Below are 22,081 nucleotides of genomic sequence, written 5' to 3' on the forward strand. Positions count from 1 at the left end.
CCGCCGCTCGGGCCGACCGTATCAAAGGACGCTTATGATCGACAACTCAAACAATCCGGCGGACATCACCGCGTGGGGCCTCATCAAGCCCTACTGGGTGTCCGAGGATCGATGGAAGGCGTGGGGGCTGCTCGCGCTCGTCATCGCGATGAACATGACGATGGTCGCCGCCAACGTCTGGTTCAACAGCTGGCAGCGCACGTTCTTCGACGCGATCCAGCAGTACAACTACCCCGTCTTTAAATACTCGCTGCTGCAGTTCACGGTCATCGCGCTTGCGCTGATCCTGCTTGGCTCGTACCGGACGTATTTCCGCCAGATGCTCGAATTCCGCTGGCGGCAATGGCTCACCAACCGCTATCTGAACGAGTGGCTCGGCGACCGCGCGTACTACCGGATCGAGCGCGACAGCCTCGCCGACAACCCCGACCAGCGGGTTTCCGCCGACCTGCAAGGTCTCGCCAGCGCAACGCTGAATCTGTCGCTCGGACTGCTGTCGACGACGGTCACACTGTTCTCGTTCATCGTGATCCTGTGGAACCTGTCGGGCGCGCTGGCGTTCCACGCGTTCGGCACCGAAATCTCGATACCGGGCTATATGGTGTGGGCCGCGCTGATCTATGCCGCGATCGGTTCGTGGGTCACGCATAAGGTCAACCATCCGCTGGTGTCGATCAACTACCAGCAGCAGCGCGTCGAAGCCGACTTCCGTTTCTCGCTGATCCGCATTCGTGAGAACGCCGACCAGATCGCGCTGTATCAGGGCGAGCGTTCCGAAGAGCAGCAGCTCAAAGGCGTGTTCGGTCATATCCGCGACAACTGGCGTCTGATCATGCGCTTCACGCGGCGCTTTAACATCGTCGTCATCAGCTACTCGCAGCTGGCGATCGTGTTCCCGTATATCGCCGCTGCGCCGAAGTACTTCTCGAAGTCGATTTCGCTCGGCGTCTATCAGCAGGTGACGGGCGCGTTCGGCACGGTCAGCGATTCATTCTCCTGGTTCATCAATAATTACGATTCGCTCGCCGAGTGGCGCGCCACCGTCAACCGTCTGCGGGAATTCCACCGCGTGATGACTTCGCAGCATCTGCACGAGTCGGTTGTCGAAGGCACTGCACATGGCGGCATCAACGTGCATGTCACGGATACCGATTCGATCGACGTCACGAACCTGCGTCTGCAGCGCCCCGACGGCGAGCCGATGGCGAACGTCGGTTCGTTCCGTATCGCTCCGAAATCGCGCTGGCTGGTGCGCGGTCCGTCGGGCGCGGGCAAGAGCACGCTGCTGCGCTCGCTCGCAGGCCTATGGCCGTTCGGCGAAGGCACGATCGAAAAGCCCGCCGATGCGAAGCTGCTGTTCATCCCGCAGCGCAGCTATCTGCCCATCGGCACGCTGAAGGGCGCGCTCTGCTATCCGTCAGATGCCTCCGCGTTTTCGGATGAAGCGTGCCGCGAAGTGCTCACGGTTTGCCGTCTGCCGGAACTCGCGGATCGACTGGGCGAATCGGCGCACTGGGAGCGTTCCCTGTCGCCGGGTGAGCAGCAGCGTCTCGCGGCTGCGCGCGCGTTGCTGCAGCAACCGGACTTCCTGTTCCTCGACGAAGCGACCAGCGCGCTCGATCCCGACAACGAAAGCATCATCTACAACGCGTTGATCGAGCGCCTGCCGAACGCGGCCATCGTGAGCGTCGCGCATCGCAAGACGCTCGAAGCGTTCCACGACCAGACGCTGTTCATCGAGCGCGCGGTCGAGCGCGTAGCGGCGTGAGCGACGCGTCGTTCGAGCGCGTCGTGCTGGTGACGGGCGCAGGCTCCGGCATCGGCGCCGCGCTCGCCCGGCGCATCGCGGCGCCACGCGTCGCGCTGATGTTGCATGCGCGCGGTGCCGACGCCGCGTCGCGCACGCGACTCGATGAAGTCGCGGCAAGCTGCGCGACGAGCGGCGCGACCTGCGCCACCGTGCTCGGCGACCTCGCTGAACGCGGCGCATCCGAACATGCGGTTCATCAGACGCTGGCGCGTTTCGGCGCGCTCGATCAGATCGTCGCCAACGCGGGACACGCGCAGCGTCAGAGCATCGGCACACTCGATATCGAATCGCTTGCGGAGTCGTTCGCGGCGATGCCCGCCGCGTTCGCCGCGCTCATCAAACGCGCGGCACCTGCGCTCGAAACATCGAAGCGCGGACGCATCGTCGCCGTCAGCTCGTTCGTCGCACATCGTTATCGAATGGACTCGCCGTTTGCTGCGACGGCTGCCGCGAAAGCCGCGCTCGAATCGCTGGCGAAAACGGCAGCGGCCGAACTCGCGCCGCACGGCGTCACGGTGAATTGCGTTGCGCCCGGCTACACGCGCAAGGATCGCGGGCCGAGCGCGGAAAACGCGCCTGCCTGGGCGCGTGCGGCGGAAGCAACGCCGCTCGGCCACGTCGCCGAGCCCGACGATATCGCCGCACTAATCGCCTTCCTGCTTTCCGATTCCGCGCGGCACATCACGGGTCAGGTGATCCATGTCGACGGCGGCCTGACGCTCGGCTGATTGACGCGCGACTCTTACGCGCCGTCCGTCGACGCAACATCCGGAAAGATTCTCGAACAGTTGGAAAGCACTCTCGAAGCGTACGCGCTGTTCCGTGCTTTGTGCGCGCGCAATTCCAGCGACGATTGCATCGTGGGCCAAACGCTCCCCTGGCGCCGCCCGCAATGCATGTTCAACGTCACTGGAAATACCTGCCATGTCATTCGACCGCCGCCTCCCCTCGCTTTCCCGCCTGTCTTTCATGGCCGCGCTGCTGTTCGCGACCGCTGCCAACGCTGCGCAGATCACGCCGGCGAAGCAGGCTGAACCCGCTGATGTGTGCCCTGCGCTGTCGCACATCGTGTCGTCCGCCGACTTCAAGAAGCTGCGCGACGAGCCGGCCGCGAAGCTGCCGGGCGTCGACCCTATTGAAGATTGCCGCGCGAGCTCGCACTCGTACGACTGCACGTTCCGCGCGCACTGGGAAGCCGACGGCTTCGTCAACGATCCGCTCGAAGAAATCGGTGCGGACATTGCCGCGTGCTTTCCGAACGTCGTGCACGACCTCAACACGCCGACGCGCCAGCACTTCATCGTGAAGACGGCTGACCGCCGCGTGAGCGTGACGGCGAGCGTACAAGGCCAGAACGAACTGCGCCTGCGCATTGCGCGCTGAGCGTTCGTATCCGTCCTGACGACCCTTCGATAAACCTGCCTGCGAGCGCATCGTGACTGGCTCTTCATTCGCGCATTTTTTGCGGATCGTGCTCGCGGCGTTGTCCCTGATGTCGCTGAGCGGCTGTGCGTGGACGCTGATCACGGCAGCCGACGCGACGGGCTCGGTGATTCAGGCGGGGTACGCGATTGCATCGAACTATTCGTCGCCGACTTTCATCAATGGGAGGCCGGCGAAGATCAGTACCGTGTGTATCGAAGTGAACCAGATGGTGTCGGTTGGCGACTTCGTGCCGGCGTTGCAGCTTGCGCTGGATAAGCGTGGGATCCGCTCGGACGTGTATAACCCTGGGACGTCGCCTGCCAGTTGCGAGGCGCGGCTTGTCTATAACGCGTCTGTCGATTATGGGCGACGGTCGTTTAGCGATGAGGCGATCCAGTATCTGTCGATGATCGATCTCACGCTGATCCAGCATGGGCGGATTCTTGTTACTGCCCGATATCAGACGGGCGGGCTCGGGGTTGACCGGTTTTCTAGCGCTTCGGTGAAGCTCGATGGGTTGATCGACAGGATGGTCGTAAATCGCGTTGAGAATTTGCAGTCTGAGACTATTCAGACTTCTTCGGCAATTGGGAATTAGTTGCTGCGCAGGCCTTTTTTTCGCTGGCGATCGCGATGTGATTTACCCCTTTACTCGTTGCCCCTGTGCGGGGCGGCATTTGTTCTTTGTTTTTGTTTTTGTTTTTGTCTTTGTCTTTGTCTTGCGACGCTGGTTCGGTTTGCCTGTGTTTTCGCTGGCATCCGCGAGTTGTCTTGCCTGCTTCATGCGTTGCCCCTGTGCGGGGCGGCACCTACTTTTCTTTGCCGCGGCAAAGAAAAGTAGGCAAAAGAAAGCCGCTGAACACCGCCAACTTTTCTTCCTGCCCACGGGCCCCCAACAGCCCCGTCCTGTTCGCGGCATCACTCTTCTCGATGCCCGCTGCCAACTCTCTTGCCAGACGCATCACCCGCTTCACGCTCCCGCGTCGACGCATGCGCGATCAAATCGCCCACGTTCTATAGCGGCAAACTGTGTGTCGGCTGTCGCGGCGTACACACATCACTCCGGACTGAAAAGCACAATCGGTGTCGTAAGAGCGCTGAGGTGTGAAGCACTACGACCGACACACAGTTTGCCACCTGGGCGGCCGTGATCATTCGCTGCCGCTGGTTGCGCTACGGGTAATTAAAGTGGGTGAGGCGCTCGTTCGAAGCGTTGGCAACGCGCGGTGACTGAGAAGTTGCCGTTTGAAGTAGAGGAACCGTTGGGGGCCCTCAGGCAACGGTCAAGAACGGGCGGTGTTAGCCCGCTTTCTTTGCTTACTTTCTTTGCGGCGGCAAAGAAAGTAAGTGCCGCCCCGCACAGGGGCAACGCTTGAAGCACCAGTAACGAAACGCGGATGCCAGCAAAAGCAAAAGCAAAAGCAAAAGCAAAAACAAAACCAAACCAACCCCAACGTCGAAAGACAAACCCCAACCCCACCTCTTACGAAGGAAAGATTTCGAAAGCACCCAAACCTTCCGCGCGAAGCGCACAGAAACTACTATCGCCGGAATGAACTCATCCATTATGGTCGTCGACGACGACCCCGTCGTCCGCGACATCGTCCGCGACTATCTGCAAGGCCGGGGCTTCTCGGTATCGGTGCTCGAGAACGGCATGGCCCTGCAACAGGCATTGCAGCGCGAGCGCCCGGCGCTGGTCGTGCTCGACATCATGATGCCGGAGCTGGACGGTATCAGCGCCCTGCGCGCGCTGCGTCTCGCTGGCGACAACATCCCCGTGATCCTGCTCACCGCGCGCGCGGATGTGATCGATCGCGTGATCGGTCTCGAACTCGGCGCCGACGATTACCTCGGCAAGCCTTTCGATCCCAGCGAACTCGTCGCGCGTATCCGCAGCGTGCTGCGCCGACGCGAAAGCGCGGCACCTAGCGCGCCGGAAAACCGGGCGCCGTATCGTTTTGGCCGCTTCGAAGTGAATTTCCCCGCACGCGAGTTGCGCCGCGACGGTGAGCGTATCGCGCTGCGTTCAAGCGAATTCGCCATGCTCAAAGTGTTCGTCTCGCACGCGATGACAGTCCTCACGCGCGCGCAACTGCTCGAAAAGCTGCACGGCGGTACCGATACGCATCGCAACCGCAGTCTCGATGTGTCGATCTGGCGTCTGCGTCGTCTGATCGAAGTCGACCCGTCCGAGCCACGCTATGTGCAGACGGTGTGGGGCAAAGGCTATGTGTTCGTGCCCGATGGCGAAATCGGTGCAGCGGAACGCTACGACGCACCCGTCGCCAATCTCTGACGGAAGGCCACGCCGCAGCGTGCAGGCAATCAGAACGTCAACACGCTCATGAACATGCGCTGCAGCCAGCCAAGCGTCGTCGAATCGGCCAGCATGCCCTGGCCCGCCTGCTCGATGCGCGCGTTCGCTACCTTGCTCGACGCGACGTAATTGCCATACTCGATGTCCTTCGGGTTCACGATGCCCGACAGACGCAGCCGGTCACGGTTGCCGGCCATCGAAATTACCTTCTCGCCCGACACGACCAGATTGCCCGTCGGCATCGTGCCGATCACCGTGACGGCCAGCGTGCCTGTCATGCCGCTCGTGTCGGCAATCGAACCCTGCCCCTTGAACGTCGTGCTCGCCGAGCCGATGTTGAACAGCCGCGCAAGACGCGCCGCCGTGCCCGTCGATTTGTCGGCGGCTTCCGCGGTGATGTCGCTCGCGCGGCTCGCCTGCGCGTTCGCGCTATTCGAGCCGGTGTACGACTCGGACAGGCGGATGGTCAGCACATCGCCGATATGCTGCGCGCGCGGCGTCTCGTACAGCAGGATGCCCGTGCCCGCCTGATAGATCGCGCCCTGTGTGTTCACGTTCAGCGGCGCCGTGGAAAGCGGCGGCAGCATCGGCGTGTCGACGATCGAGTCTTTCGTGCTGCCGCAAGCGGCGAGCGCACAGAAAGCAGCGGTGCTGGTCAGCACGGCAACCGCGCGTGGCATATGCATGGCGTTCATGATGTGTCGTGCCCCTGCGTGTGATGAAGCAATCAAGCGATAAAACGGTTGGAAAACTGATGCGAACAGGTCGTCAGCCAGCGTCGGGACTGCTCGCCTGCCACTGCCGCACGACCGACTTCATATACGCGTCGGGATCTTTCAGCAGGTAGGTAAGCGTCGCGTTGTGCGTCGCGGGCAACAGGCACAACGTGATCGAACTCACGTCGTTTTCCCAGATGTAGACGGGCAACGCGCCCGCCGTCGGCGAGGTGACCTGCGTCGACGCGCGCGGCGCGCCGTAGCGGTCCTCGAATGCGTCGCGCAGATCGTCAGCCGTGATCTCGTCGATCACGAAAGAAATCTCGTACAGCCGGAACGCGCTCTGCCCATCGACGCGCACGAAGCGCAGCACATGCTCGTCGGCAGGCGAACCATCGACGACGGCGCGCGACACTTGCCAGCCATCCGCCGCGCGATGCGCCCATTGGCACGCAATCGTGAGGCTCTGCGAGGTCTTCAGCCGCATGCCGAGCGAACCCGCAGCGTTGTCGGTCTCGCACACTGGCACACTGCCGATCGGCGTTGCGCGCACACGCGAGCCGGCGCGAAACTCGTCGAGCGTGATGCCCAGCGCAATGCCGCGAAACGCGTACGGCTTGTCCACGGTGCGCTTTTTCACGCTCGCCGCGGACATGCGCAACGCGGCCGCCTGTTGCGGCGACAACATGTTCTGCGCACGCACCGCGATGGGCGCGAATGCACAGGACACAGCCACGGCGCAGGCAGTCAGCACGCGCCCGATCGAAGTGAGTTGCATGGCTCGCCTCGCGTAATCGATGGAAGCAGCTCAGTCGATGGCTGCCGCACAGGCGTCGAACGGCGTCGCGGCCACATGGCCGACGACGGGCAGAATCTTCAGCGTCGCCGAAGTCAGCCGGCACGGCAGCGCCGCGACGGCACAACCGTCGAGCGGCAGCACCGCCGCGCCCACGGCCGACCACATCGCAAGACGTGTCACTGCGCGTCGTGCATGCGTGAAAAAGCGTGATTTCGGCACGGCGAACTCCGCAACGTCAGGCCGTCGTATTGACGTGATTGCCGACGAGACCACCCGGCGCGACCGGCGTCTGCGCTGCGCCGCCCTTGTCGCCCGATGCCGGGGCGGTAGCCGTCGACGACGTGCCGCGCGCGGCCGGCCGTTCGGTCGCCGTCGGACGCGCGATGCTCGACAGTTGTGTGTTGAAGTGATTGTTCTGGACAGTCATGGCAAACCTCGTGAAGTGCGAGAGTCTTCGGAATCGCCGCACGTCCGTACGCAGAAATTTTCTCCGCGTAAGAAACGCACGACGGCTTGTGGCGTGACGAATGATCCCGTCTGTGCCGTATCCACGATGGCTCAAGCAACGCACGGATTTCCGAGGTACTTACGACCGCTTGCGAATGCACGCGAAATCTTTCCAACTGCGTAAAACACAAATGCTTTCGCGCCGGATCGGACATGCACGCGCGAGGAAATATTGCGGACTACAACGCACGCGACAGGCCGCACTGCCGCGCCGCGCAAGGAAGGCTTGCGAAGTCGCGCGGCAAGTGCGCCCTGCCTGAGAGTTTGCGTAAGTGTTGGTAAGAAAACCGGTGAGCGCCGACAAGCAATGCCAGACTAGAATTTCGGTATGAATCCACAGGTCCTCATCGTCGACGACGATCCCGTCGTGCGCGATCTGCTTTGCCGCTTCCTGCAATCGAATGGCTACGATGCATCCGTGCTGCATGACGGCACGCATCTGCAACGGCGTCTCGAACGGGAGCGGCCTTCCGTCGTCGTGCTCGACATCATGATGCCGAACACCGACGGCCTGCGCGCGCTCACCGCGCTGCGTGCGGCCGGCGACGACATTCCCGTTATCTTCGTGACGGCGCGCGGCACAGTGGCCGATCGCATCATCGGGCTGTCGCTCGGCGCCGACGACTATATTACGAAGCCTTTCGATCCACGCGAGCTGCTCGCGCGCATCCAGACCGTCTTGCGCCGGCGCGGCCCGGCCACGACGAGCGCGCCCGAAGCACGCAAGCGTTATCGCTTCGGCCCGTTCGAACTGGACTTCGCCACGCGCACGCTGTCGCGCGACGAAACGCGCGTCACGCTGCGCGACAGCGAGTTCGCGCTGCTGAAGATCTTCGTCAACAATCCGTACAAGGTGCTGTCGCGCGTGCTGATTCACGATCTCGTGCATCGCGACGACCTGCCGTTCCGTGATCGCAGCCTCGACGTGCCGATCTGGCGCCTGCGCCGCGTGATCGAAAACGATCCGTCCAATCCGTGCTACGTGCAGACGGTGCGCGGCAAAGGCTATGTCTTCGTCCCCGACGCTGACCCGAACGGCGCGCCCTTCGCCGCCGACCCCGCGTGACGCTCGCGTGACCCGCATCAGGAATCCGCTGAATACGCTGTTCGGCAGGATGGCGTTGCTGTCGTCGGCGGTGCTGTTTGCAATTCAGGCAGGCTGGTTCGTGCTCGTCGTGATGCAGCCGCCGCATCACGAAGTGGACGGCTACGCGCGCGGCATTCTGCTCGCGCTGCAGGCCGCAAACGGCGAGCCCGTCAACGGCGCCGACGTTGCGCCCGCGCTGCGCGTGCATCTCGTGCCGACATGGAACATGCCGGCCACCGTCCATCTCGAACCGCCCACGCGCAAGCCGTTCGTCGAGCTCACGCGCCATCTGCGCGCGAGCCTGCCGCCCGGCACCGAAATCGCCGTCGACGACACGCATTTGCCGCGTCTGTGGGTGCGTTTTCCGCGCAAGTCGATGTGGGTCGTGATACCCGTCGATGTGCCGCCGCGTCCGCGCTTCGTGATCGAATCCGTGTCGATGCTGCTGGCTGCGCTGCTGCTGTCGCTGCTCGCGGTGTGGCAGATGCAGCGGCCGCTCACGCGCGTCGCGCACGCGGCGCGCGCGTTCGGCGCGGGCGCGCGACCCGAGCCCGTTTCCGAACAGGGGCCGCGCGAATTGCGCGATCTGATCGGTTCGTTCAACGACATGATGCGGCGCCTGAACGAAGCGGGCGACGATCAGGCCGTGATGCTGGCCGGCGTCGCGCACGATCTGAAAGCGCCCCTTACACGCCTGAAATTGCGCGCGAGCGTGCTCGCCGATGAAAACGAGCGCGCGGGTCTGATCCGCGACGTCGATTCGCTCACGAATATCGTGCAGCAGTTTCTGGAGTTCGCAGGACAATCGGCGGAATCGGGACCGATGACGGAAGTGGACGGCTTTCTGCGCGAGCAGTTTTCCGCCACGGACGGCAACGAAAATGACGAAGGCGACAGCGGCGAAGCGCCGCTATTCAAGCTCGATCTGCGCGCCGGTCCGCGCTTCACGCTGCCGCGCACGCTGCTGGACCGGCTCGTCACGAATCTCGTCGACAACGCGTTCGAGCACGGCGCGCCGCCCGTGGACATCGCCACTTCGCGCGATGAGCAGCAATGGATCATCGATGTCCGCGATCATGGCCCCGGCATTCCCGAAGACCGCATCGCGGCCGCGATGAAGCCGTTCGTGCGGCTCGACGCAGCACGCGGCGGCGAAGGACATTGCGGGTTGGGGCTCGCGATCGTCGTGCGGCTCGCGCATCATCGCGGCGGCAAATGCACCGTGGAGAATCATCCGGAAGGCGGGCTGCATGTGCGCATCGCACTGCCGTTCGTCGTGCCCGTCGACGCCTGAAACGGCGCGCAGATCACGCGCTTTATCGAAGCGCGTTACTGACCACGTTACCGACGCGCGTTACTGAACGCATTACCGACATTACGCGCCGCTGCGCTTGCACTTACCTTGCCTTACGGTTGCGCCTTTCCGACCTGATCCCGGCCTATAGTGCAATCCGGCGTCCTCGGCGCCTCCCTGTTCGGTCCGTCCCGCTGCCACCTGGGACGGGCCGTTTTTTCTTTGTGCGGGAGAAAAGTCAGAGAAGCAGGCGGTCGCGCAGGTTATCGACTGTCGATTGCGCGAGGCCGAGCCCGCGCGTCAGGTAGCCCGACATCGTGCCGTAGCTGGCCTGCACCTGATCGAACGATGCCTGCAAAAAGCTGCTCTGCACGCTCGCCAGCGTCTTCTCGATGTTCGCGGCAAGATCGCCGCCTTCCTGCCGGCGCGCCTCGACGCTCGCCGAAATCGAATTCGCCAGATAGGTGTTCGACAGCAGATAGTCCTGCATGATGATGTCGAACGGCACGTTCGCGATGCTCAGCAGCAGCGCCGCCGCCCAGCCCGCGCGGTCCTTGCCCGCGCGCGAATGAATCAGTTGCGGCCCCGGCGTGCTCGCGAGTTGCGACAGCAGCGAGCCGAACGCCATGCGATGCACGGGGTCCATCACGTACTGCCGCTGCGCGTTTTCCATCGCCGATGCGGCGCTTCCCGCGCTATCCGCTGCGGGCATCATTAAATCTTCGCGTCCGGTGACGTTGATCTTCATGTACTGCGCGTTGGCGGGCAGCACATCGGATGCGCGCTCGATCTCTCCGGGCGTGCGCAGATCGTAGACGGCCGCGATGCCGAGTGAATTAAGTACGGCGGCGTCAGCGGTGTTTTCCGTCAACGCATTCGAGCGAAAGAAAGCATTACGCCGCACGACGCGGCCATCGACGGTCGGATAACCGGCCGCCGTGCCGCCCACGTCACGAAAGTTTTCCAGCGTGGCGAGACGCGGCGTCGGCGCCTGGTCCGAACCGGCATTGTTGCCGCCGCACGCCGTCAGCAGCGTGCTCCCCATGCCAGAAAGCAGCAGCGCGCCGGCCGTGCTCTTCAGAAAGCGACGGCGCGAAGCGAGTTGCGCGTGCGCTGGCAGCGACGCGAGTGGTAAGGCGTGGAGATCATGCGCAGCGGCGAATGAAATATCCGCTTTCGCAGAGGAAGTCATCGTTGTGTCTACAAGGTGCAGCGCGATTGCCGCGCGCAGATGCGAAAGACGCACGCAGTTCGCGTGCAGGTTTGACCAGCCGACAGACGGCGTGACCGACCGCTTTGGTCGATCACTTACGGCGCCGACGTGCAGTGTAATGGACGAAAACAGTTCAAGGGTTACACGGTAGCAGTCAGTAAGAATTCGGAATGTTGGCGTGTCGTCTTTCGTTTCTGCCGTGTGAGCGATCGGCACACCCTTGTACCGCATTTTTCCCGCTTTTTTTCGTGCATTGGCCGCAATCGACGCGGACCGTAGAATACAAACCACTTGCGGCACGCCCGTCACAACGCCCGAATCACAACAGCAAACCCACGTATAGGGAACAGAGGAGAGGGGATGGCGTCATTTCAGTGGTTTACAGAACTGTCGACGCGCGAGCGCCGCACGCTCTACGCCGGCTTCGGCGGTTATGCGGTCGATGCATTCGACTTCATGATCTACTCGTTCCTGATTCCGACGTTGATCGCGGCGTGGGGCATGTCGAAAAGCGAAGCGGGCATGATCGCAACGAGTTCGCTGATTTCGTCGGCGATAGGCGGCTGGCTCGCGGGTATCCTCGCTGACCGCTACGGCCGCATCCGCGTGCTGCAATGGACGATCGCCACCTTCGCCCTCTTCACCTGCCTGTCCGGTTTCACGCACAACTTCTGGCAACTGCTGACGACGCGTACCTTGCAAGGCATCGGCTTTGGCGGTGAATGGTCGGTGGTGACGATCATGATGGCGGAGACGATCCGCTCGCCGCAGCATCGCGCGAAAGCGGTCGGCACCGTGCAGAGCAGCTGGTCGTTCGGCTGGGGCGCGGCGGCGATTCTCTACTGGGCGTTCTTCGCGCTGCTGCCCGAAGAATATGCGTGGCGCGCGTGCTTCTGGATCGGCATCGTGCCCGCGCTTTGGATCATCTACATTCGCCGCAACGTCAGCGATCCCGAGATTTACCTCGCAACGCGCCGCGCGCGCGAAAGCGACTTCGACACCGCGCACTTCCTGCAGATTTTCTCCCGCGCGCACCTGAAGACGACGATACTCGGCAGCGCGCTGTGCAGCGGCATGCTGGGCGGCTATTACGCGATCACGACGTGGCTGCCCACGTATCTGAAGACGGTGCGCCATCTGTCCGTGTTCAACACGAGCGGTTATCTGGTCGTGCTGATCGTCGGCTCGTTCATCGGGTATATCGTCGGCGCGATTCTTTCGGACAAGATCGGCCGGCGCGGGTCGTTCATCCTGTTTGCGATCGGCTCGTTCCTGCTCGGCATGGTCTACACGATGCTGCCCATCACCGATGCCGCGATGCTGCTGCTCGGTTTTCCGCTCGGCATCGTCGTGCAGGGAATATTCGCGGGCGTCGGTGCGTATCTATCAGAGCTGTATCCGAATGCGATACGCGGGTCGGGACAAGGTTTCTGCTATAACCTCGGGCGCGGTGTCGGCTCGTTCTTTCCGATTCTGGTCGGCACGCTGTCGCAAACGATGACGCTCGTGAAGGCAATCGGCATCGTCGCGGGCGCGGGCTATCTGCTCGTCGTCGTCGCGGCGCTGGCGCTGCCTGAAACGAAGGGCAAATCGCTGGCAGCCGAAGCCGCGAAATCGGCGGAACACGTGTAATACCATCCATGCAAACGATCGTTCTCGGCGGCGGCATCATCGGTGTCGCCACTGCCTTCTACCTGCGCGAGCGCGGCTGCGACGTCACCGTGATCGAACGCGAATCCGACGTTGCGCTCGCGACGAGCTTCGGCAACGCGGGCGTGATCGCACCCGGCTACGTGACGCCGTGGGCTGCGCCCGGCATGCCGTTCAAGATCCTGAAGTATCTGTTCAAGCCTGCCTCACCGCTGATCTTCCGGCCGACCTTCGATCCCGCGCAATGGCGCTGGATCGCGCGCTGGCTGCGCGAATGCGATCTCGCGCGCTTTCGCGTCAACAAGCAGCGGATGCAGCGCATCGCGTATTACAGCCGCGAGTGTCTGCATGAGTTTCGCGGACATCATCCGTTCGAGTACGGGCGCAGCCAGGGTTATCTGCAACTCTTTCGCAGCGAGTTCGACGTCGAGATGGCGCAGCCGGCGCTTGCCGTGTTGCGCGACGCCGGCATCAGGCATCGCGAAGTGAGCGCGGGCGAATGCGCGGAGATCGAGCCGGGATTGCGCTGGGCGCGTCAGGCGCCGGTGAGCGGCCTCTATCTGCCCGACGACGAAGCGGGCGACTGCGCACGTTTTACGCGTGAACTGCGCGCGATCTGCGAGGCAAACGGCGTGCGCTTTCGCTTCGATACACGCGTGACGTCGCTCGATGTTCGTGGCGGCTCGGTGCATGGCGTGCATGTCGAGAGCGCGGCGGGAAGCGAAACGCTGGTGGCGAATGCTGTGGTGGTGGCAGCGGGCGTCGATAGCGCGGAACTGCTCGCGCCGCTCGGCGTGAAGGTGCCGCTGTATCCCGTGAAGGGTTACTCGGCGACGCTGCAGATCGTCGATGACGAGAAGTCGCCGCGCGCGGCGTTGATGGACGAATCGCTGAAGACGGCGATCACGCGTTTCGGGCCGAATCTGCGCGTCGCGGGCACGGCGGAGCTTGGCAACCGGCAGACGACATTACGCGAGCAGGCGCTGCAGACGCTGATGAAAGTGCTCGACGACTGGTTCCCGCATGCTACAGCGCCCTCTTCCGCGCACTTCTGGGTCGGACGCCGTCCGATGACGCCGGATGGCGCGCCCTTGCTTGGGCCGTCGGGTATCGACAGGTTGTGGATCAATCTCGGACACGGCTCGACGGGATGGGCGATGTCGCTGGGGTCGGGGCGCGTGGTGGCGGATCTGGTTACGCAGCGCGCGCCGGAAATCGATCTGGATGGGCTGACGCTGGCGCGGTATTGACGCGCGGCGCTTCATGCATAGACGACGGGTACGCTTGCCTGCGATCGGTAGCGTGCGCCCGTGCGGGCTAGCGTGCTCGAGTACAACGTCAACGATTCGAAGCGCGTGATCAGTTCCTGTTGCAATTCCGTTGCGGGACCGACGGCTGCTGCATCGTGCCGATAGCGCGCGAGCGTCACGTGCGGGCGGAACGCGCGGGCGTCGACGGGCAGGCCGAGCGCGATCATCGACGAGCGTACGCGCCAGTCCAATGCGATGAACTCATCGGACATTGCCAGTGCTGCTACCGTCAGGCGTGGGTGCGAGGCACGCGGCCAATGTTCTATTTTTGTCACTGATGTGAGCTTGAGCGGCACGGTCTCGCTGGTGAGTGCGTCGATTAGCGATGCGGTTTTTTCTTGCGGCAATACGCCGATGAACGTCACCGTCAGGTGGAGTTGATCGTATGGGACGCGGCGCGCGGGAGTGGGGACGGTGATCGCCGATAGTGCGTCGCGGGTCGCTTTGTCGGGGACTAATGCTATGAAACAGCGCTGGTAGCCGTGCTGGCCGGGCTCTGTGTCTTCGCCATTCGCGGATGGTGGGTCGTCCGGGCCCGGCGCACGGGGTTCTTCGCGGTCAGTGCGTTGCATTTGGGGTGTCTCCCAGCGTTTGCGCGGGGTGCAGGGTTGTACTTTAGCGCGGGAGCGTGGGGATGTGTCTGCGACGCTCGTTTGGTTTGGTTTGGTTTGGTTTGGTTTGGTTTGGTTTGGTTTTTGCCGGCGGCCGCGATGTGATGTGCCCCTTCACGCGTTGCCCCTGTGCGCGGCCGCATTTGCTTTGGGTTGTCTTGTGACGCTGGGTTGGTTTGGTTTTGTTTTTGCTGGCATCCGCGATTTGTTACTGGTGCTTCATGCGTTGCCCCTGTGCGGGGCGGCACTTACTTTCTTTGCCGCCGCAAAGAAAGTAAGCAAAGAAAGCGGGCTAACACCGCCCGTTCTTGACCTCCGCCTGAGGGCCCCCAACGGGTCCTCCGCTTCACACGGCAACTTCTCAGTCATCGCCCGTTGCCAACCCTTCTAATCGGCGCCTCACCCGCTTCGATCACCCGTAGCGCAGCCAGCGGCAGCGAATGATTGCGGCCGCCCAGGTGGCAAACTGTGTGTAGGGCGTAGTGCTTCACACCTCAGCGCTCCTACGACACCGGCCTTGCATTTCAGTCCGGAGTGATGCGTGTACGGCGCGAAAGCCGACACACAGTTTGCCGCTATAGAACGTGGAAGATTTGATCGCGCGAGTGGCGACGCGGGAGTGTGAAGCGGGTGATGAGCCAGTTCGAAACGTTGGCAGCGGGCAGTGAAAGGCAGGTTGCCGTATGAAGCGGAGGACCCGTTGGGGGCCCTCAGGCGGGAACAAGAATTAGCGGTGTTCAGCGGCTTTCTTTTGCCTACTTTTCTTTGCCGCGGCAAAGAAAAGTAGGTGCCGCCCCGCACAGGGGCGACGCATGAAGCAGGCAAGACAAATCGCGGATGCCCGCGAAAACAAAAGCAAACCACCCCAGCGTCGCAAGACAAACAAAACCAAAACCAAAACCAAAAACAAAACGCGGACACCAGCACAAAACCGGCACCCGCGTCGCAGACAAACAAAAAACCTTACCTCGGAAGCTCCGAATGCCCCATCAGATAAGCATCAACAGACCGCGCACACTGACGGCCTTCGCGAATCGCCCACACAACGAGCGACTGTCCGCGCCGCATATCACCCGCGGTGAAAACCTTGTCCACTGACGTGTAATAGGCCTTGTCACCTTCGGTAGCTGCACGCACATTCCCACGCGCGTCCTTATCCACGCCGAAGGCTTCGAGCACCGGCGAAACGGGCTGAGTAAAGCCCATCGCCAGCAACACGAGATCGGCCTTCATTTCGAATTCGGAACCCGGCACTTCAACCATCTTGCCGTCCTTCCATTCGACACGCGCCGCAATCAGCTTCTCGACCTTGCCGTTCTTGCCTTCAAAACGCTTGGTCGCAACCGCCCAGTCACGCTCGCAACCTTCCTCATGCGACGACGACGTGCGCAGCTTGACCGGCCAGTACGGCCACACGAGCGGCTTGTTTTCTTCTTCCGGCGGCTGCGGCAGCAGTTCGAATTGCGTCACGTCCTTCGCGCCATGACGGTTCGACGTGCCGACACAGTCCGAGCCCGTATCGCCACCACCGATCACCACCACATGCTTGCCCTTCGCCAGCAACTGGTCCGCGACCTTGTCGCCCGCGTTGACCTTGTTTTGCTGCGGCAGGAATTCCATCGCGTAGTGAATGCCCGCGAGTTCACGCCCCGGCACCGGCAGGTCGCGCGGCGTCTCGGAGCCGCCCGTCAGGATCACGGCGTCGAACAGTTCCTTCAGTTCTTCCGGAGTGACAATCTCTTTAGCGGTGTTGCCGATATACGCCGGCAGCGCATCCTTGCCAACGAACACGTTCGCGCGGAACGTCACGCCTTCCGCTTCCATCTGGCGCATGCGGCGGTCGATCAGCCACTTCTCCAGCTTGAAGTCAGGAATGCCATAACGCAGCAAACCACCAATGCGGTCGTTCTTTTCGAACACCGTCACGTCATGGCCAGCGCGCGCGAGTTGCTGCGCAGCCGCCATACCTGCCGGGCCCGAACCGACCACGGCGATCTTCTTGCCCGTCTTGTGCTTCGGCGGCTGCGGTGCGACCCAGCCTTCGGCCCACGCTTTATCGATGATCGCGTGCTCGATCGACTTGATGCCGACCGGGTCGTCGTTGATGCCGAGCGTACACGCCGCTTCACACGGCGCCGGGCAGATGCGGCCCGTGAACTCGGGGAAGTTGTTCGTCGAATGGAGAACGTCGATGGCGCTCTTCCAGTCCTGACGGAACACCAGATCGTTGAAGTCCGGAATGATGTTGTTCACCGGACAGCCGTTGTTGCAGAACGGAATGCCGCAGTCCATGCAACGTGCGCCCTGAATCTTGGCTTCGTCGTCGGTCAGCGCCGAAACGAATTCCTTGTAGTGCTTCACACGCGTGAGGGGAGCTTCGTACGCCTCGTGGCGGCGCTCGAACTCGAGAAAACCGGTTGCCTTGCCCATGTGGTTCTCTATGTCTATCTGATTCGGTGAGGGGATCGGCGCCCGCCGCATGCTGCGGCAGGCGCGCTTCGTTTTATCGTCAGTGGTTCGGTCGGGAAACGATCAGGCTGCGAGCACTTCCTTGGCAGCCTTCTTCGCGCCCATTTCGCCCAGCGCGCGCTTGTATTCCGTCGGGAACACCTTCACGAACTGACGGCGCGACGCATCCCAGTTTTCGAGCAGCGCCTTGGCGCGCGGCGAACCGGTGAACTGGAAGTGACGTTCGATGAGCCCCTTGAGCAGCGCTTCGTCGGTCTCGCCGGCGTGCCACAGTGCCTTGTCGACCGTGCGTTCCTGTTCGGCCTGTTGCAGCACCGGCTCGAGCGCGACCATCGACTTGTTGCACTTCGCCGCGAACGAACCGTCCACGTCGTACACGTAAGCGACGCCGCCCGACATGCCGGCCGCGAAGTTACGGCCCGTTTCGCCGAGCACGACCACCGTGCCGCCCGTCATGTATTCGCAACCGTGGTCGCCCGTGCCTTCGACAACCGCCGTCGCACCCGAGTTACGCACGCAGAAGCGCTCGCCCGCGACGCCGCGGAAGAACGATTCGCCTTCGATCGCGCCGTACATCACCGTGTTGCCGCAGATGATGTTTTCTTCGGACTTGCCGCGGAAATCGTTGGTCGGACGGATGATGATGCGGCCACCCGACAGACCCTTGCCGACGTAGTCGTTGCCGTCGCCGACCAGATCCAGCGTGACGCCCTTCGCGAGGAACGCGCCGAAGCTCTGACCCGCCGTGCCCTTCAGCTGGATGTGGATTGCATCGTCGGGCAGACCGTCGTGGCCGTACTTCTTCGCGATCGTGCCGGATAGCATTGCGCCGACCGTACGGTTCACGTTGCGCACCGGCTGGATGAACGACACATGCTCGCCCTTCTCGATCGCTGCCTTCGCCTTCTCGATCAGCGTGTGATCGAGTGCGCGGTCGAGGCCGTGATCCTGCGATTCGACGTGCAGACGCGCGACGCTCGCCGGAACGTTCGGCTGATAGAACACGCGCGAGAAGTCCAGACCCTTCGCCTTCCAGTGCTCGATGCCCTTCTTCATATCGAGGAATTCGCTATGGCCGATCAGGTCGTCGAACTTGCGAACGCCCAGTTGCGCCATGATTTCGCGCACTTCTTCAGCAACGAAGAAGAAGAAGTTCACGACGTGTTCCGGCTGGCCCTGGAATTTCGCGCGCAGCACGGGGTCTTGCGTCGCGACGCCGACCGGGCACGTGTTCAGGTGGCACTTGCGCATCATGATGCAGCCTTCGACGACGAGCGGTGCCGTCGCAAAGCCGAATTCGTCCGCGCCGAGCAGCGCGCCGATCACGACGTCGCGGCCCGTCTTCATCTGGCCGTCGGCCTGCACGCGGATACGGCCGCGCAACTGGTTCAGCACCAGCGTCTGCTGCGTTTCAGCAAGACCGAGTTCCCACGGCGTGCCGGCGTGCTTCACCGACGACAGCGGCGATGCGCCCGTGCCGCCATCGTGACCGGCGATCACGACGTGATCGGCCTTCGCCTTCGCCACACCCGCTGCAACCGTGCCGACGCCCACTTCCGACACGAGCTTCACCGAGATGCTCGCGGCCGAGTTCGCGTTCTTCAGATCGTGGATCAGCTGCGCCAGATCTTCGATCGAGTAGATGTCGTGGTGCGGCGGCGGCGAAATCAGGCCGACGCCCGGCACCGAGTAACGCAGCTTGCCGATGTACTCGGACACCTTGTGACCCGGCAGCTGACCGCCTTCGCCCGGCTTCGCGCCCTGCGCCATCTTGATCTGGATCTGATCTGCGGACGCGAGATATTCCGCCGTCACGCCGAAACGGCCCGACGCAACCTGCTTGATCTTCGAGCGCAGCGAATCGCCTTCCTTCAGCGGAATGTCGACGATCACTTCGTCGCCGATCACGGACTTCATCGTGTCGCCGTTCTTGATCGGGATGCCGCGCAGTTCGTTGCGATAGCGGTTTTCGTCTTCGCCGCCTTCACCCGTGTTCGACTTGCCGCCGATACGGTTCATCGCGACCGCCAGCGTGGCGTGCGCTTCCGTCGAGATCGAGCCGAGCGACATCGCGCCCGTTGCAAAGCGCTTGACGATGTCCTTCGCCGATTCGACTTCGTCGAGCGGAATGGCCTTCGACGGATCGACCTTGAATTCGAACAGGCCGCGGAACGTCATGTGGCGCTTCGTCTGATCGTTGATCAGATGCGCGTATTCCTTGTACGTCTGATACGAGTTGCTGCGCGCCGAGTGTTGCAGCTTGGCGATCGCATCCGGCGTCCACATATGGTCTTCGCCGCGTACGCGGTAGGCGTATTCGCCGCCCGCGTCGAGCGCGTTCGCGAGAACCGGGTTGTCGCCGAACGCTTCGCGGTGCAGGCGGATCGCTTCTTCCGCGACTTCAAAGAGGCCAATGCCGCCGACCTTCGACGCCGTACCCTTGAAGTACTTGCTCACGAGATCTTCAGCGAGACCGACCGCTTCGAAAATCTGCGCGCCTGTGTACGACATGTACGTCGAAATGCCCATCTTCGACATGACCTTGTAAAGGCCCTTGCCGACTGCCTTCGTGAAGTTGTAGACCGCCTTTTCCGCCGACAGGTCGCCCTTCATGCCCGCTGCCATCTGCGCGAGCGTTTCCATCGCGAGGTACGGGTGAACGGCTTCCGCGCCGAAGCCCGCGAGCAATGCGAAGTGGTGCGTTTCACGCGCCGAGCCCGTCTCGACGACGAGGCCCGTGCTCGTGCGCAGACCTTGCGACACGAGGTGCGAGTGGATCGCCGAGGTAGCCAGCAGCGCCGGAATCGCGACGTTGTCGCGGTCCGTCTTGCGGTCCGACACGATCAGCATGTTGTAGCCGGACCGGACGGCATCGACGGCTTCCGCGCACAGCGAAGCCAGACGCGCTTCAATGCCTTCCTTGCCCCAGCTGACCGGATAGCAGATGTTCAGTTCGTACGAGCTGAACTTGCCGCCCGTGTACTGATCGATCGCGCGGATCTTCGCGATGTCGCGGAAGTCGAGCACCGGCTGCGACACTTCGAGACGCATCGGCGGGTTGATGTTGTTCGTGTCGAGCAGGTTCGGCTTCGGGCCGACGAACGACACCAGCGACATCACCATGTTTTCGCGGATCGGGTCGATCGGCGGGTTCGTCACCTGCGCGAACAGCTGCTTGAAGTAGTGATACAGCGTCTTGTTCTTGTTGGACATGACGGCCAGCGGCGAATCGTTGCCCATCGAGCCAACGGCTTCTTCGCCTGCCTGCGCCATCGGCGCCATCAGGAACTTGAGGTCTTCCTGCGTGTAGCCGAACGCCTGCTGGCGATCGAGCAGCGCAGCCGCTTCGCGGCGTTCCGTCGCGACGTCTTCCGCGTTCGGCTCGATTTCGTCGAGCTTGATGCGCACGGCATCGATCCAGCTCTTGTACGGCTTCGCGTTCGCGAGGTTGTCCTTCAGTTCCTTGTCGTCGATGATGCGGCCGTGCTCCATGTCGATCAGGAACATCTTGCCCGGCTGCAGACGCCACTTCTTGACGATCTTCGATTCGGGAATGGGAAGCGTGCCCGCTTCCGACGCCATGATGACGAGGTCGTCGTCGGTAATGATGTAGCGTGCCGGACGCAGACCGTTACGGTCGAGCGTCGCGCCGATCTGACGGCCGTCGGTGAACGCGATGGCGGCCGGGCCGTCCCACGGCTCCATCATCGCGGCGTGGTATTCGTAGAACGCCTTGCGGTTCTCGTCCATCAGCGTGTGCTGTTCCCAGGCTTCCGGGATCATCATCATCACTGCGTGCACGAGCGGGTAGCCGGCCATGACGAGCAGTTCGAGGCAGTTGTCGAACGATGCCGTATCCGACTGGCCCGGATAGATCAGCGGCCAGAGCTTGGGCAGGTCGTCGCCGAGCACGTGCGAGGCGATTGCGCCGGTACGCGCGTTCAGCCAGTTGACGTTGCCCTTCACCGTGTTGATTTCGCCGTTGTGGGCGATCATGCGGTACGGGTGAGCCAGTTCCCACGCCGGGAACGTGTTGGTCGAGAAGCGCTGGTGCACCAGTGCCAGCGCCGACACGACGCGCTCGTCCTGCAGGTCGCGGTAGTACACGCCGACCTGGCCCGCCAGCAGCAGACCCTTGTAGACGACCGTGCGCGCCGAGCACGACGGCACGAAATATTCCTTGCCGTGCTTGAGCTTGAGCGCCTGGATGCGGTGGCTCGCGGTCTTGCGGATGATGTACAGCTTCCGCTCCAGCGCGTCCGTGACCATGATGTCCTTGCCGCGGCCGATGAAGATCTGGCGGATCAGCGGCTCGCTCGCCTTCACCGTCGGCGAAATCGGCATGTTGTGGTCGACGGGCACATCGCGCCAGCCGAGCACGACCTGGCCTTCGGCCTTCACCGTGCGCTCCAGTTCCTGTTCGCACGCGAGACGCGAAGCGTGTTCCTTCGGCAGGAAAATCATACCGACGCCGTACTCGCCGTTCGGCGGCAGCGTCACGCCCTGCTTGGCCATTTCTTCGCGGTAGAACGAGTCCGGGATCTGGATCAGGATGCCCGCGCCGTCACCCATCAGCGGATCGGCGCCGACGGCGCCCCGGTGATCGAGGTTTTCCAGGATCTTCAGGCCTTGCTGGATGATCTCGTGGCTTTTCTTGCCCTTGATATGCGCGACGAAGCCGACGCCGCATGCGTCGTGCTCGTTTGCCGGGTCATACAGACCTTGCGCGGCGGGAACCGTGGAAATCGGCTGCTGGTGGTCGTTCATGGGGACACCGTCTGTCAGGGGCCGTGGGGCCTGTTGAACCATTTTGTTGTTGCCCGCGGTTTGAGCTTCGACCGCGCGGGCGGCGCGCGACGCGCGATATTGC

The 22,081-nt window shown here is 62.7% G+C and carries 19 protein-coding genes; 10 read left to right on the forward strand and 9 right to left on the reverse strand.

The window, feature by feature from the left end; translation table 11 throughout:
- The first annotated feature begins 34 nt into the window (after window positions 1-34).
- From G3O01_RS27425 to G3O01_RS27440, 4 genes are all read left to right on the forward strand, one after another.
- On the forward strand, window positions 35-1,768 hold the full coding sequence (locus tag G3O01_RS27425) for an ABC transporter ATP-binding protein/permease (protein ID WP_205809772.1): 1,734 nt from the start codon (window positions 35-37) through the stop codon (window positions 1,766-1,768).
- Window positions 1,765-2,538 carry an SDR family oxidoreductase gene (locus G3O01_RS27430; protein ID WP_205809773.1) on the forward strand — a complete coding sequence of 258 codons (774 nt, stop codon included), beginning with the start codon at window positions 1,765-1,767 and terminating at the stop codon, window positions 2,536-2,538. The genes G3O01_RS27425 and G3O01_RS27430 overlap by 4 nt, the downstream gene beginning before the upstream one ends.
- A gap of 196 nt (window positions 2,539-2,734) precedes the next feature.
- On the forward strand, window positions 2,735-3,193 hold the full coding sequence (locus G3O01_RS27435; protein ID WP_205809774.1) for a hypothetical protein: 459 nt from the start codon (window positions 2,735-2,737) through the stop codon (window positions 3,191-3,193).
- Between the two features lie 109 nt (window positions 3,194-3,302).
- Window positions 3,303-3,833: a hypothetical protein gene (locus G3O01_RS27440; protein ID WP_241024310.1), complete on the forward strand. Its 531-nt coding sequence runs from the start codon at window positions 3,303-3,305 to the stop codon at window positions 3,831-3,833.
- Window positions 3,834-4,044: 211 nt separating this feature from the next.
- On the opposite strand, the gene G3O01_RS27445 is transcribed toward G3O01_RS27440, so the two are convergent.
- The gene (locus tag G3O01_RS27445) at window positions 4,045-4,209 is read right to left on the reverse strand and encodes a hypothetical protein (protein ID WP_205809776.1); all 165 of its coding nucleotides are present in this window, start codon (window positions 4,207-4,209) and stop codon (window positions 4,045-4,047) included.
- A gap of 578 nt (window positions 4,210-4,787) precedes the next feature.
- Here G3O01_RS27445 and G3O01_RS27450 point away from each other — a divergent pair.
- A complete protein-coding gene (locus G3O01_RS27450; protein WP_205809777.1) occupies window positions 4,788-5,534 on the forward strand; it encodes a response regulator in 747 nt (248 codons plus the stop codon).
- 29 nt (window positions 5,535-5,563) lie between these two features.
- Here G3O01_RS27450 and G3O01_RS27455 read toward each other — a convergent pair whose 3' ends face one another.
- The 4 genes from G3O01_RS27455 to G3O01_RS27470 form a co-directional block, all read right to left on the reverse strand.
- Window positions 5,564-6,250 (reverse strand): flagellar basal body L-ring protein FlgH, encoded by a 687-nt coding sequence (locus G3O01_RS27455; protein ID WP_205809778.1) that lies wholly within the window; start codon window positions 6,248-6,250, stop codon window positions 5,564-5,566.
- Window positions 6,251-6,323: 73 nt separating this feature from the next.
- Window positions 6,324-7,049 carry a hypothetical protein gene (locus G3O01_RS27460; RefSeq protein WP_205809779.1) on the reverse strand — a complete coding sequence of 242 codons (726 nt, stop codon included), beginning with the start codon at window positions 7,047-7,049 and terminating at the stop codon, window positions 6,324-6,326.
- 30 nt (window positions 7,050-7,079) lie between these two features.
- Window positions 7,080-7,289, reverse strand: coding sequence for a DUF6726 family protein (locus tag G3O01_RS27465; RefSeq protein WP_205809821.1), 210 nt, complete (start codon window positions 7,287-7,289; stop codon window positions 7,080-7,082).
- Window positions 7,290-7,305: 16 nt separating this feature from the next.
- Entirely contained in the window at window positions 7,306-7,497 is a 192-nt protein-coding gene (locus G3O01_RS27470; RefSeq protein WP_205809780.1) for a hypothetical protein, read from the reverse strand.
- 408 nt (window positions 7,498-7,905) lie between these two features.
- Here G3O01_RS27470 and G3O01_RS27475 point away from each other — a divergent pair, with 408 nt between their 5' ends.
- A complete protein-coding gene (locus G3O01_RS27475; RefSeq protein WP_180729056.1) occupies window positions 7,906-8,643 on the forward strand; it encodes a response regulator in 738 nt (245 codons plus the stop codon).
- Window positions 8,644-8,659: 16 nt separating this feature from the next.
- On the forward strand, window positions 8,660-9,958 hold the full coding sequence (locus tag G3O01_RS27480) for an ATP-binding protein (RefSeq protein ID WP_205809819.1): 1,299 nt from the start codon (window positions 8,660-8,662) through the stop codon (window positions 9,956-9,958).
- A gap of 238 nt (window positions 9,959-10,196) precedes the next feature.
- On the opposite strand, the gene G3O01_RS27485 is transcribed toward G3O01_RS27480, so the two are convergent.
- A complete protein-coding gene (locus tag G3O01_RS27485; RefSeq protein ID WP_205809781.1) occupies window positions 10,197-11,150 on the reverse strand; it encodes a tyrosine-protein phosphatase in 954 nt (317 codons plus the stop codon).
- Window positions 11,151-11,531: 381 nt separating this feature from the next.
- On the opposite strand from G3O01_RS27485, the gene G3O01_RS27490 reads away from it, so the two are divergent.
- Both G3O01_RS27490 and G3O01_RS27495 read left to right on the forward strand, forming a co-directional pair.
- The gene (locus tag G3O01_RS27490; RefSeq protein WP_205809782.1) at window positions 11,532-12,803 is read left to right on the forward strand and encodes an MFS transporter; all 1,272 of its coding nucleotides are present in this window, start codon (window positions 11,532-11,534) and stop codon (window positions 12,801-12,803) included.
- 8 nt (window positions 12,804-12,811) lie between these two features.
- Window positions 12,812-14,071, forward strand: a complete 1,260-nt coding sequence (locus G3O01_RS27495) for a D-amino acid dehydrogenase (RefSeq protein ID WP_205809783.1) — start codon at window positions 12,812-12,814, stop codon at window positions 14,069-14,071.
- A gap of 11 nt (window positions 14,072-14,082) precedes the next feature.
- Here the strand turns inward: G3O01_RS27495 and thpR are convergent, their stop codons facing one another.
- Window positions 14,083-14,703, reverse strand: coding sequence for an RNA 2',3'-cyclic phosphodiesterase (thpR, locus tag G3O01_RS27500; protein ID WP_205809784.1), 621 nt, complete (start codon window positions 14,701-14,703; stop codon window positions 14,083-14,085).
- 64 nt (window positions 14,704-14,767) lie between these two features.
- Here thpR and G3O01_RS27505 point away from each other — a divergent pair, with 64 nt between their 5' ends.
- Window positions 14,768-15,133: a hypothetical protein gene (locus tag G3O01_RS27505; protein WP_205809785.1), complete on the forward strand. Its 366-nt coding sequence runs from the start codon at window positions 14,768-14,770 to the stop codon at window positions 15,131-15,133.
- Between the two features lie 572 nt (window positions 15,134-15,705).
- Here the strand turns inward: G3O01_RS27505 and G3O01_RS27510 are convergent.
- Together G3O01_RS27510 and G3O01_RS27515 are read right to left on the reverse strand one after the other, a co-directional pair.
- The gene (locus tag G3O01_RS27510; protein ID WP_205809786.1) at window positions 15,706-17,172 is read right to left on the reverse strand and encodes a glutamate synthase subunit beta; all 1,467 of its coding nucleotides are present in this window, start codon (window positions 17,170-17,172) and stop codon (window positions 15,706-15,708) included.
- Between the two features lie 102 nt (window positions 17,173-17,274).
- On the reverse strand, window positions 17,275-21,978 hold the full coding sequence (locus G3O01_RS27515) for a glutamate synthase-related protein (RefSeq protein ID WP_241024302.1): 4,704 nt from the start codon (window positions 21,976-21,978) through the stop codon (window positions 17,275-17,277).
- Window positions 21,979-22,081: the final 103 nt, after the last annotated feature.

The organism is Burkholderia sp. Ac-20365, from assembly GCF_017104715.1.
GTDB lineage: Bacteria > Pseudomonadota > Gammaproteobacteria > Burkholderiales > Burkholderiaceae > Paraburkholderia.